Annotated in this window: 7 protein-coding genes; 3 read left to right on the top strand and 4 right to left on the bottom strand. The window is 58.9% G+C overall.

Going from position 1 to position 12,972, the window contains the following annotated elements; all coding sequences use genetic code 11:
* Window positions 1-94 precede the first annotated feature (94 nt).
* Window positions 95-664, top strand: a complete 570-nt coding sequence (locus Q6A51_RS24495) for a peptidylprolyl isomerase (RefSeq protein WP_201000051.1) — start codon at window positions 95-97, stop codon at window positions 662-664.
* 109 nt (window positions 665-773) lie between these two features.
* On the top strand, window positions 774-2,606 hold the full coding sequence (locus Q6A51_RS24490; protein WP_304575934.1) for an ABC transporter ATP-binding protein: 1,833 nt from the start codon (window positions 774-776) through the stop codon (window positions 2,604-2,606).
* Between the two features lie 42 nt (window positions 2,607-2,648).
* Here Q6A51_RS24490 and Q6A51_RS24485 read toward each other — a convergent pair whose 3' ends face one another.
* Window positions 2,649-3,776: a GNAT family N-acetyltransferase gene (locus Q6A51_RS24485; protein ID WP_201017312.1), complete on the bottom strand. Its 1,128-nt coding sequence runs from the start codon at window positions 3,774-3,776 to the stop codon at window positions 2,649-2,651.
* Between the two features lie 271 nt (window positions 3,777-4,047).
* Here Q6A51_RS24485 and Q6A51_RS24480 point away from each other — a divergent pair, with 271 nt between their 5' ends.
* A complete protein-coding gene (locus tag Q6A51_RS24480) occupies window positions 4,048-5,313 on the top strand; it encodes a putative porin (RefSeq protein WP_201000054.1) in 1,266 nt (421 codons plus the stop codon).
* A 274-nt stretch (window positions 5,314-5,587) separates the two neighbouring features.
* Here Q6A51_RS24480 and Q6A51_RS24475 read toward each other — a convergent pair whose 3' ends face one another.
* From Q6A51_RS24475 to fadD1, 3 genes are all read right to left on the bottom strand, one after another.
* Window positions 5,588-6,709: a beta-ketoacyl-ACP synthase III gene (locus Q6A51_RS24475; protein WP_304575933.1), complete on the bottom strand. Its 1,122-nt coding sequence runs from the start codon at window positions 6,707-6,709 to the stop codon at window positions 5,588-5,590.
* A 320-nt stretch (window positions 6,710-7,029) separates the two neighbouring features.
* A complete protein-coding gene (gene hrpA / locus Q6A51_RS24470) occupies window positions 7,030-10,941 on the bottom strand; it encodes an ATP-dependent RNA helicase HrpA (RefSeq protein ID WP_201017314.1) in 3,912 nt (1,303 codons plus the stop codon).
* 290 nt (window positions 10,942-11,231) lie between these two features.
* The gene (fadD1, locus tag Q6A51_RS24465) at window positions 11,232-12,923 is read right to left on the bottom strand and encodes a long-chain-fatty-acid--CoA ligase FadD1 (RefSeq protein ID WP_304575932.1); all 1,692 of its coding nucleotides are present in this window, start codon (window positions 12,921-12,923) and stop codon (window positions 11,232-11,234) included.
* Between the last annotated feature and the right edge of the window lie 49 nt (window positions 12,924-12,972).

Here is a 12,972-nt window from a genome sequence, read left to right as displayed (position 1 = left end):
GGGTTTCGGGTGTCGATCCCACTGGGCAAAAAAAGCCAAACGTGGTTACCTTGCCAGCCACAGTCGACATATTCACTGAAGGACTCTCTGCCCCATGCTGAAAAAAATCGCCCTCGCCGCCTGCTCCGTGCTGTTCGCAGCCAACCTGATGGCGGCCCAGCCTCCGGCCAAGGCCACTCATGTGGTGCTCAACACCAGCTTCGGCGAGATTGAACTTGAACTCGCTAACGACAAGGCGCCCATCAGCACTCAGAACTTCCTGGGTTATGTCGACAGCGGTTTCTACAACAACACCATTTTTCATCGCGTGATCCCGGGTTTCATGGTCCAGGGCGGCGGTTTCACCCAGTATCTGGTGCAGAAGCCCACCAAGGACCCGATCAAGAACGAAGCACAGAATGGCCTGCATAACGTGCGCGGTACCATTTCCATGGCCCGCACCTCTAGCGTGAACTCTGCGACCAGCCAGTTCTTCATCAACACCAATGACAACGCCATGCTCGACAACGGTGTGCGCGACTACGGTTATGCGGTGTTCGGCAAAGTGGTCAAGGGCATGGACGTGGTGGACCAGATCGTCAATGCCCAGACCAGCAACCAGAAAGGCATGCAGAACGTGCCAATCGACCCGATCCTGATCAAGTCGGCCAAGCGCGTCGAGTAAAGGGAACTCAGGTGCATGCAGCCCGGCACTCAACACCGGGCTCATGCGCTCTGTCAGGGAGAGCCTCCAATCATCGAGGAGAACCCACATTGCGTGGGTATCATTGCCAATGCTTTATCGTCGTTTTGAAAAGCTGATCGATACCTTCCGAGACGCACCTACCGCCTCCCCGCCCAACACCGTTCTAGCGTTCTACGTCTATTACCTGCGCCAGGTATGGCCTGTTTTCTCCGCGCTGCTGGTCGTCGGGCTGATCGGCGCACTGATCGAAGTGGCGCTGTTCAGTTACCTGAGCCGCATCATCGACCTTGCCCAGACAACGCCGGCCAAGGACTTCTTCACTGTCCATGGCAACGAGCTGATCTGGATGGTGATCGTGACCCTGCTGCTGCGTCCGGTCTTCGTCGGCCTGCATGACCTGCTGGTGCATCAGACCATCAGCCCCGGCATGACCAACATGATTCGCTGGCAGAACCACAGTTACGTGCTCAAGCAGAGCATCAACTTCTTCCAGAACGATTTCGCCGGGCGCATCGCCCAACGCATCATGCAGACCGGCAACTCCCTTCGCGATTCGGCCGTGCAGGCCGTGGATGCGCTGTGGCATGTGCTGATCTACGCCATCAGCTCGCTGGTACTGTTCGCTGAGGCGGACTGGCGCCTGATGATTCCGCTGATGCTCTGGATCGCTGCCTACATCCTGTCACTGGCCTACTTCGTGCCCAGGGTCAAGGAGCGCTCGGTGGTGTCCTCGGATGCGCGCTCCAAACTCATGGGGCGGATCGTCGATGGCTACACCAATATCACCACCCTCAAGCTGTTTGCCCACACCAACTTCGAGGAGCAGTACGCCCGCGAAGCCATCAGCGAGCACACCCACAAGACCCAGATGGCCGCCCGCGTGGTCACCGCCATGGATACGGTCATCACCACCATGAATGGTCTGCTGATCGTGTCCACCACCGGCCTGGCCCTGTGGCTCTGGACCCAGTCGCTGATCTCGATGGGCGCCATCGCCCTGGCGACGGGGCTGGTGATCCGTATCGTTAACATGTCCGGCTGGATCATGTGGGTGGTCAACGGCATTTTCGAGAACATCGGCACCGTGCAGGACGGTCTGGAAAGCATCTCGCAGCCGGTCACGGTCAACGACAAGCCTGCCGCACCGCAGTTGAAGATCGACAAGGGCGGCGTGAAGTTCGAGGGTGTGGATTTCCACTACGGCAATGGCAACGGCATCATTCACAACCTCAACCTGGATATCCGGCCGGGGGAGAAAATCGGTCTGATCGGCCCTTCCGGCGCGGGCAAGTCGACACTGGTCAACCTGCTGCTGCGCATGTACGACGTACAGGCAGGCCAGATTCTGATCGATGGCCAGGATATCTCTGACGTTACTCAGGAAAGTCTGCGGGCACAGATCGGCATGATCACCCAGGACACGTCGCTGTTGCACCGTTCGATCCGCGACAACCTGCTGTATGGCAATCCGGGCGCAACCGACGAGCAACTGTGGGATGCCGTACACAAAGCCAGCGCCGAAGAGTTCATCCCGCTGCTGTCCGACTCCGAAGGCCGCACCGGTTTCGATGCCCATGTCGGGGAGCGTGGCGTGAAACTGTCCGGTGGTCAGCGGCAGCGCATCGCGATTACGCGGGTTCTGCTCAAGGACGCGCCGATCCTGATCATGGACGAAGCCACATCAGCGCTGGACTCGGAAGTCGAAGCCGCGATTCAGGAAAGCCTGGAAACCCTGATGCAAGGCAAGACCGTCATCGCCATCGCCCACCGCCTCTCGACCATCGCCCGCATGGATCGTCTGGTGGTTCTGGAGAAAGGCCAGATAGCCGAAACCGGCACCCACGCCGAACTGCTGGCCCGTGGCGGGTTGTATGCACGCTTGTGGCAGCATCAGACCGGCGGGTTTGTAGGGGTTGATTGAGACAACCTGTAGGAGCGAATTCATTCGCGAATAAATTCGCTCCTACACGCCTGACTGCCGATACGGCAAAGCCCCTCGCGCATCCTCGGCGTAAGCCAGGATGCCGACCCGCTCCTGCTCCAGGAAGTCACTCACGGCGTCCTTCAATCCCGGATGCAGCAGGTAGTGCCAGGAATGGGTGATCTGTGGCTCGAAGCCACGAATCAGCTTGTGCTCTCCCTGCGCTCCCGCATCGAAACGCTGCAGCCCCTTTTCGATGGCGTAATCCATGCCCTGATAGAAACAGGTCTCGAAATGCAGGCGGTCGAATTCCGCCAGGCATCCCCAGTAACGGCCATAGAAACTGTCGCCACCAGTAAGACTGAACGCCATGGCCACCGGACGATGGCCCTGACGGGCCAGCACCACACGAATAGCCTCGGGCATGCGCTCGGCCAGCAGGCTGAAGAATTCTCGCGTCAGGTACGGCGCCTGCCCGCGTACTTCATAGGTATTGGAATAGCAGGCATAAACGAAGTCCCACAGCACCTCGCTCATCTGCGCCCCTTCAAGCCACTCGAACTCGATCCCCTGCCCCGCGACCTGCTCACGCTCCTTGCGCATCTGTTTGCGTTTGCGCGAACTCAAGGCATCGAGAAAGTCCTGAAAGTCCCGATAGCCACGGTTATGCCAATGGAACTGGCAGCCATAGCGCTGCAACCAGCCCGGCTGAGCGCTCAGCAGGGCATCGGCAGCAGGGTCGGTGAAGTTCACATGGGCGCTCGACAAGCCTTCGCCTTGCAGATAGCCCGGCAACCCCGCGAGTAATTGCAGACCGGCCTCTGGCGTTTGCGCCAGGACCCGCGCCCCACTCACCGGGCTGAACGGCACAGCCGCAAGCAGTTTGGGGTAGTAAGCGATGCCCGCACGCCGACAGGCATCAGCCCAGCCGTGATCGAAGACGTATTCGCCGTAGGAATGCCATTTACGGTAAGCGGGCAATGCAGCAATCAGTTCGCCGTTCTCGTAATGAAGCAAATGCTCGGCCTTCCAGCCCGAACGAGGCCCGAGGCTGCCGCTGTCTTCCAGGGCGCTGAGAAAGGCGTGACGAAGGAAAGGCTGGCCATCGGGAACCAGCGCATCCCAGTGCGCAGGCACAACATCACTGAGGCTGGCGGTTGGTAAGGACATGCAGGCTTTCCAGACTGATCGAAGGACGCAGCAGTATCCCCCATCGAAACGCAATGTTCACGAATTGTTGCTGCGAAGGCTCTAGCTCGCATGTTTACGACTTTTAATCGTCACCAACATGCCATCGTATTGCCACCTTACTGAAATAACCAGTCGCAATACTGGCGCCTGTTTTTAGAACAGAGGGTACTAACCCTCACCGCGCCCTGCCTGTTGGGTGGTTTTTACAAGGATGGTTTTCGCCATCCGCTATTCAGTTATGGAGATTGACATGCGTCTTGTTTCTACACGTACTGCAGCCGCCCTTTCCGGCAGCCTGGCATTGGCCATGAGTGTTTCCGCCAACGCCGCAGTCGACGCTAAACTGCTGGACATGCTGCGGGCCAACGGCTCGATCAATCAGGCCCAATACGCTGAGTTGCAGACCGAACTGGCAAAAGACCAGCAGGCTCAGAAACAAGCGTTGGCAGATATCCAGCAGAGCAAGTCTGCCTCTCAAGCCGAGTTCGAGAAAAAGATCGCCTGGGCCACCAAGACCCAATTCAAGGGTGACGTGCGCGTCCGTCAGGAAACCATCAACATCGACGGCCAGACCAACGCTCAGGACAAAGACCGCCAGCGTATCCGTGCCCGTCTGGGTGCTTACACCGAAATCAACCCTCAGGTGAGCACCGGTATCCGTATCGCCACCGGCGGCAGCAGCGATGCACGCTCCACCAACCAGGATCTGGACGGCTACTTCGTCAAGAAGGATCTGTGGCTGGATCTGGGCTACATCGACTACGCCCCGACTGCGGTCAAGGATCTGCACGTGATCGGCGGCAAGATGAACCAGCCATGGGTCAGCATGGGCGACGTCATCTGGGATAGCGACATCAACCCGGAAGGTCTGGCGGCCACCTACAAACTGCCGCTGGGCGGCAAGACCGAACTGTTCGGCAGCGCCGGTCACTACACCCTCAAGGACAACATCGACGGCGACGGCACCCAGTTCCGTCACGACCTGACCATGTACGCCGGCCAGTTGGGTGCCCGCTTCGCACCGACCGATGACCTGAAAGTCACCCTGGGCGGCAGCCTCTACGGTTTCCGTAACGACAAGGACAGTGCTGCCCTGCGCGTCAACGGCAACACCACCAACCAGTTCCGTCTGTATGAAGGTTTCGGCCAGATCGACATCAGCGGCCTGGCCTTGCCGCTGGCTCTATATGGACAGTACGTCGTCAACAATGACAGCACTGACGATCAGGACACTGCCTGGCTGACCGGTGTGAAGACCAAGGTGTTCGGCTTCAACCTCGACTACAACTACCGCGACACTCAGCGTAACGCTGTGGTCGGCGCCTTCACCGACTCGGACTTCGCCAACGGCACCACAGGTTCACGCGGGCACAAGCTCAAAGTCGGTTACGAAATCGACAAGAATTTCTCTGTCGGCGCAACTTACTTCCTGACCAAAGCCGACTACGCTACTTCAACCAGCCCACGTGATGCAGATGTGAATACCCTGCAGCTGGACGTAGAAGCCAAGTTCTAACGCAAACTGGCTGCGCGTCGATCATGCGGCGTTGAAAACAGGCTCGTGCGCGAGTCCGATCGGAATGCTCATTTACAGCAGTAAAGTCGAGCGCGACTCCGACCGTTCCTCGCCTGTTTTCGCCTTGCCTGATCACCGCTCGCCGACGTTTCGTAAATAGCTACACGCTCTCGTTTTTGACAGGCTGGCCTTGGCATATCGATCCCCATCATCCGTCGATCTGCCAATGTCAGCCTGTCTTTCTTTTCAGGCTCTATAGCCCTTCAGGCAGTGATCAGCACTTGCGCAGGATCACGCTGCCAATCGAATAACCCGCCCCGAACGAACTGAGCACACCCAGCGCGCCTTTGGGCAAGTCGTCCTGATAGGAATGAAAGGCAATCACTGAACCTGCAGAACTGGTGTTGGCATAGGTATCGAGAATGACCGGTGCCTCTTCGACGCTGGCTTCGCGCCCGAGCAGTTTCTTGACGATCAGGTGGTTCATGCTCAGGTTCGCCTGATGCAGCCAGAAACGCTGCACGTCACTGGCATTCAAACCGTTTTCATTCAAATGGGTACCCACCAGTTCCGCCACCATCGGGCAGACATCGCGGAATACCTTGCGGCCTTCCTGAACGAACAGCTTGTCCGGCGCACCTTCACCTTCATCCGAAGCCCGATTGAGAAAACCGAAGTTGTTGCGGATGTTGTTGGAGAAGGTGGTCAGCAGTTTGGTGCTGACGATATCGAACTGATGCGCAGACGTAGCCAGATCGGCACGCTCGACAACCACGGCAGTAGCACCGTCGCCAAAAATGAAGTGGCTGTCGCGGTCACGGAAATTCAAATGTGCCGTACAGATTTCCGGGCTGATGACCAGCAACGCACGGGCCTGACCCAACTGCACGCTGTTGCAGGCGGCCTGAATGCCAAAAGTGGCCGAAGAACAGGCGACGTTCATGTCGAAGCCATAGCCCTGCACACCGAGGGCTGACTGGATTTCGATGGAAATGGCCGGGTAAGCGCGTTGCAGATTGGAACAGGCGACGATCACGCCATCGATATCGGCTGCAGTCTTGCCTGCGCGCTGCAAGGCTTGCTCGGCAGCGGCCACGCCCATCTGGCAGAGAATCGACCACTCGTCATTGGAGCGCTCCGGCAGATTCGGCTTCATGCGCTGCGGATCGAGGATGCCTTGCTTGTCCATCACAAAACGGCTCTTGATACCCGAGGCCTTTTCGATGAAGGCTGCACTGGACTCGCTCAGCGCCTCGACTTCACCACGCTCGATGGCGGCTGCGTTCTCGCTATTGAATTGGGCGACATAGGTATTGAAAGACTGCACCAGCTCTTCGTTTGAGATGCTGTTGGCCGGGGTGTACAGGCCTGTGCCGCTGATGACGACGTTGTGCACGGTCGTTCCTCTCTTATGAATGTTGCTGGTAGTAGTACGGTAAGTGGCGGCCAACAACTTATTGGAACCAGCGTACCAATACGCATGTAAAAACAGCCTGCGGGGGCAGGACAACACCCCGAGGCACACTTCAAGGCAAGGCGCGAAGTGTGCCATAACGGCGGGGGTTTGGCGCTAGTCAGGCGACCGGGAACGGTACGCAATCTGTGTGGGACCGGATTTATCCGGGAAGAGGTCTGTACTTCCAGAGCCTCTTCATCGGCAGAGAGAATGCCTTCCCGGATAAATCCGGTCCTACGGTTTGTACAGGAATCGTGTTCTCAGGCTTCCACCTGACTCCACTGCTTGCTCAGACGCTTGTCCGATACGGGCATTCGGGTGCCCAGTTGCTGCGCGAACAGGGACACGCGATATTCTTCCAGCCACCAGCGGTAGACCACCAGTTCCTGATCGCGCTTGCCTTCCTGGGCATGTTTGGAGGCGCGGGCCTGATATTGCGCCCACAGGCCGGAGAGTTCGATGCTCCAGACCCGGTCCTTCTGTACCTGACCCGGCAGTTTTTCCAGACGGATTTCGATAGCCTTCAGATAACGCGGCAGTTCCTTGAGCCACTGGGCAGGGGTTTCGCGCACGAAGCCCGGATAGACCAGTTGCCCCAACTGGGACTTGATGTCGTTCAACGCCACAGCCTGGGACAGGTCGATCTTGCCCTTGAAGCGCTTTTGCAGGCCGTGCCAGAGCTTGAGAATCTCCAGGGTCAGCTTTGCCAGACGCTCTGCATGCTCGGTCCAGTTGCCACGCTTGCGCTCGGCCAGCGACAGCAGACCTGCGCCGTCACGGGGCAGCTCCGCTTCGCCTTCCAGGATGCACGTGTCGAGGCTCGCCAGCAGAATGTCTTCCACCAGCGCATCGATACGCCCAAGCTCGCGATGCAACAAGGCCAGCTCGGTTTGCCCCGGCAACTTGCTGCGCAGGAACTTGGCCGGCTCTGCCAATTGCTGCAAGAGCAAGCGCTGCAAGGCCCGGCGATGTTGATACTCAGCCTCGGCCTGGGTCGAGAAGCGCCCTTCCTTGACCGTGCCCGCCTCTTCCACCAGAGCCGGATACACCGTCATCGACAGGCCGGCAATGTTTTGCTGAGTCTTCTGAGCCACCGGGGCAAATACCTTGGCCTCCACCGGCTGCTGACTTTTCGCGCTTTGCGGCACTGCCAGTGCTGCCTGGCTGGCCTCGGCAAAACGCGCCGTCAGCTCGGCCAGATCACGCCCCTCGCCAAGGAACTTGCCGCTGCCGTCGAGGATTTCCAGATTCATTTTCAAGTGGTTTTCAAGCTGCTGAGCCGCTTCGGCCCAGGCTTCGTCCGCCACTCTTGCGCCGGTCATGCGCAGCAGTTCACGCCCCAATGCCTGAGGCAAAGAGCCTTCGCCAAAGGTGATGCGCTGCAAGGCCGCCTTCACGAAGTCCGGCACCGGCACGAAGTTCTTGCGGATGGCTTTGGGCAGGTTGCGAACCAGCGCAATGCACTTGGTTTCCAGCAAGCCCGGAACCAGCCATTCCAGACGCTCGACCGGCAACGACAGCAACAGCGGCGCCGGTACGCGCAGGGTGACACCGTCACGGGGATGGTTCGGCTCGAAGTGGTAAGTCAGTGCTAGGCTCAGCTCACCCAGGCGCAAGGTGTCGGGGTACTGCGCAGCCGTCACTTCACTGGCTTCGCGGGCCAGGACGTCCTCTTCTCGCATGATCAACAGTTGCGGATTTTTCTGGCTATTGACCTTGTACCAGCTGTCAAAGGTTGCGGTCTGGTGAATCTCGGCCGGAATCCGCGCCTCGTAGAAACTGTAGAGCGTGTCTTCGTCGGCCAGAATGTCGCGACGGCGGGCCTTGGCTTCCAGTTCGTCCAGTTGCTCCAGCAGGCGAGTGTTGGCGCTCAGACACTTGGCGCGGGACTGAATATCGCCACGCACCAGCCCTTCGCGGATAAACAGTTCACGGGAAACAACCGGATCGACCGGGCCGTAATGCACCGGACGACGACCGACAACGATCAGCCCGAACAGGGTGATCTGCTCGAAAGCCACCACCTGACCGCGCTTTTTCTCCCAGTGCGGCTCGAAGTGGTTTTTCTTGACCAGATGCCCGGCCAGCGGCTCGATCCAGTCGGCATCGATTTTGGCGACCATGCGCGCATAGAGCTTGGTGGTTTCCACCAGTTCGGCGGTCATCAGCCATTGCGGGCGCTTCTTGCCTAACCCCGACGACGGATGAATCCAGAAGCGCCGCTGCCGCGCGCCCAGGTAATCGCCCTCTTCCGCCTTCTGGCCGATCTGGCTCAGCAAGCCGGAGAGAATCGCCTTGTGGAATTTGGGATAGTCGGCAGGTTCCTTGTTGATCGCCAACTGCAAGTCACGGCAGATCAGGCTCAATTGCCGATGGGAATCGCGCCACTCGCGCAGCCGAAGGTAATTGAGGAAGTTGCGGCGGCACCAGTTGCGCAACGGGCTGGCCGTCAACGCCTGGCGCTGCTCCTCGAAACCGCGCCACAGATTGACCAGCCCGGCAAAGTCCGAGTCGGCATCCTTCCATTGCGCATGAGCCTGATCGGCAGCCTGCTGGCGCTCGGGCGGACGTTCGCGCACATCCTGCACCGACATGGCGCTGGCGACGATCAAGACTTCCTGAAGGCTGCCCTGCTTCGCCGCTTCAAGCAGCATGCGCCCCATGCGCGGGTCGACCGGTAGCCGCGCCAACTGGCGGCCCAGCGGCGTGAGCTGGTTTTCGCGATTGACGGCGGACAGCTCCTGCAACAGGTTGAAGCCGTCACTGATGGCCTTGCCGTCCGGCGGCTCGATAAACGGGAATGCCGTGATTTCCCCCAGACGCAGATGCAGCATCTGCAGGATGACCGCCGCCAGGTTGGTGCGCAGAATCTCCGGGTCCGTGAATTCAGGACGCCCGTTGAAATCCTCTTCGCTGTAAAGACGCACGCACAACCCGGGCTCGACCCGGCCACAGCGCCCTTTGCGCTGGTTGGCACTGGCCTGGGAAATCGCTTCGATGGGCAGGCGCTGGACCTTCGCCCGATAGCTGTAGCGGCTGATGCGCGCAGTACCGGTATCAATCACATAACGAATGCCCGGCACTGTCAGGGAAGTCTCGGCGACGTTGGTCGCCAGCACCACGCGCCGCCCAGGGTGCGACTGGAAAATCCGCTGCTGTTCGGCGGGCGACAGGCGCGCATACAACGGCAGAATTTCCGTGTGCTTGAGTTGAGCCTTGCGCAGCACTTCCGCCGCGTCACGGATCTCTCGCTCGCCGGGCAGAAACACCAGCACATCACCGGGGCTCTTGCGTTCGCTGCGCTCGAAAGCCGCCAGCTCATCCAGTGTGGCCAGAATCGCCTGATCGACTGTCAGGTCCTCTTCGACGCTATTGCCTTCTTCGTCCTGTTCGCTGGTCAGAGGGCGATACCAGGTTTCCACCGGGAAGGTGCGACCGGACACTTCGACGATGGGCGCCTTGTCGAAGTGCTCGGAGAAACGCTGCAGGTCGATGGTGGCGGAGGTGATGATCACCTTGAGGTCCGGGCGACGCGGCAGCAGGGTTTTCAGATAGCCCAGCAGGAAGTCGATGTTCAGGCTGCGTTCGTGGGCTTCGTCGACGATGATGGTGTCGTAGCGTTCCAGAAAGCGGTCATGCTGGGTTTCAGCCAGCAGGATGCCGTCGGTCATCAGCTTGATGAGGGTATTGCTGTCGCTTTGATCCTCGAAGCGCACCTGATAACCGACCAGTGCGCCCAAGGGCGTGGCCAGTTCTTCCGCAACCCGGCTGGCAACGCTGCGCGCCGCGATACGGCGGGGCTGGGTATGGCCGATCAGACCGTGCTGGCCGCGACCGATTTCCAGGCAGATCTTGGGCAACTGGGTGGTTTTACCCGAACCGGTCTCACCGGCAATGATGAGTACCTGATGCTTGAGCAGCGCTTCCTTGATTTCATCGCGCTTGGCGGCAATCGGCAGGTTTTCGTCATAACGGATCACCGGCACGCTATCGCGCCGCGAAGTCACCTGAGCAAAAGACGCCTGCACCTTCTCCACCCACTGCGCCAGCTTCGCTTCGTCAGGCTTCTTGCGCAGCTCATGCAGTTGACGACGCAAACGATGGCGATCGCTGATCATCGCGTGATCGAGGTTTTTCAGCAGTTGGTCGACGGAGGGAGATTCTTCGGTCATCAGGCGCGCAGGGTCTTTTTGCAGATGCGGAGCGCGGATTGTCGCAGATTTGCAGGGGGGATGCTTTTGCGAATGACGTGGGAGATCAACCGCTGCCTCGGCGCTGTCACGCAATCACAAGGAGTAATGCCGATCAGTCAAGGCACAAACAACACGTGTGGGAGGCAGCTTGCTGGCGAAAAAAGCCTGAAACTGGCAGATATTCTGCGTCGTACGCTGAAGTCGCCAGCAAGCTGCCTCCCACAAAGTGATTTATTGACCTTAACTGATCGGCATTACAAGGAGCAGACTTACTTCTTGACGCCCAGCTTTTTCAGCTCTTCGTCACGCAGTTCGCGGCGCAGGATCTTGCCGACGTTGGTGGTCGGCAGAACATCCCGGAACTCGACGCTGCGCGGTACCTTGTAGCCGGTCAGGTTGGCGCGCATGTGCTCCATGACCTGCTCTTTGGTCAAGGTGACGCCAGGTTTGGCGACCACGAAAACCTTGATCGCTTCGCCGGATTTTTCGTCCGGTACACCAATGGCTGCGCATTGCAGTACGCCCGGCAAGCCTACCAGCACATCTTCCAGCTCGTTGGGGTAGACGTTGAAACCCGAGATCAGAATCATGTCTTTCTTGCGATCGACGATACGCATGTAGCCATCGGGCTGGATAATCGCGATGTCGCCCGTCTTGAGCCAGCCTTCGGCATCGAGCATTTCGTCGGTGGCTTCCTGGCGCTGCCAGTAGCCCTTCATGACCTGAGGGCCTTTGACACACAGTTCGCCCACTTCACCCAATGGCAACTCGTTGCCCGCATCGTCGATGACCTTGCACAGGGTCGAAGGCACGGGAATACCGATGGTGCCTATCTGGATGTTGCTGATGGGGTTGACCGTCGCCACCGGGCTGGTTTCGGTCATGCCGTAACCTTCGCAGATCGAGCAATTGGTGACTTCCTTCCAGCGCTCGGCCACTGCCAGTTGCAACGCCATACCGCCAGACAGCGTGACTTTAAGGCTGGAGAAGTCCAGGTTGCGGAACTCCTGGTTATTGCACAGCGCAACGAACAGGGTGTTGAGCCCCACGAAACCGCTGAACTTCCACTTCGACAACTCCTTGACCATCGCCGGTAGATCGCGAGGGTTGCTGATCAGGATGTTGTGGTTGCCGATAAGCATCATCGACATGCAGTGAAAGGTGAAGGCATAGATGTGGTACAGCGGCAGCGGCGTGATGAGGATCTCGCAACCTTCATGCAGGTTGGAGCCCATCAGCGCCTTGCATTGCAGCATGTTGGCGATGAGGTTGCGGTGGGTAAGCATCGCGCCCTTGGCCACGCCCGTGGTGCCGCCGGTGTATTGCAGCACCGCAACATCGTTGTTGTCGGGCGACGCTTCATTGACAGGCTGGCCACGGCCCTTGCTCAGGACGTCGTTGAACCTGATGGCGTTGGGCAGGTGATAGGCCGGCACCATCTTCTTGACGTACTTGATGACGCTATTGATCAGCAGGCGCTTGAGCGGCGGCAGCAGGTCGGCGACTTCGGTGACGATGACGTGCTTGACCTGGGTCTTGGGCACGACCTTCTCGGCCAGATGCGCCATGTTCGCCAGACAGACCAGTGCCTTGGCTCCGGAGTCATTGAACTGGTGTTCCATTTCCCGCACGGTGTACAGCGGGTTGGTGTTGACCACGATCAGGCCAGCCCGCATGGCTCCAAATACTGCTACTGGATATTGCAGGACGTTGGGCAACTGGACCGCAATACGGTCGCCCGGTTGCAGGTCGGTATGCTGTTGAAGCCAGGCAGCGAAAGCACCCGAGAGCTCATACAGCTCGCCATAGGTAATGGTCTTGCCCAGGTTGCTGAAGGCCGGTTTATTGGCGAAGCGCTGACAAGACTGCTTCAATACCGCCTGGACGTTTGGATACTCATCAGGATCGATCTCGGTAGCGATACCGGACGGGTATTTATCCTTCCAGAAGTTCTCGATCATGCAAGCCAGCTCCGTAGCGATAGCGAATTCTTCACACCGCTGTACGCGA

The organism is Pseudomonas serbiensis (genome assembly GCF_030580745.1).
In the GTDB taxonomy this organism is placed as follows: domain Bacteria; phylum Pseudomonadota; class Gammaproteobacteria; order Pseudomonadales; family Pseudomonadaceae; genus Aquipseudomonas; species Aquipseudomonas serbiensis.
Note: the sequence above shows the minus strand (reverse complement) of the source record. Positions and strands in the feature narration are given on the sequence as shown.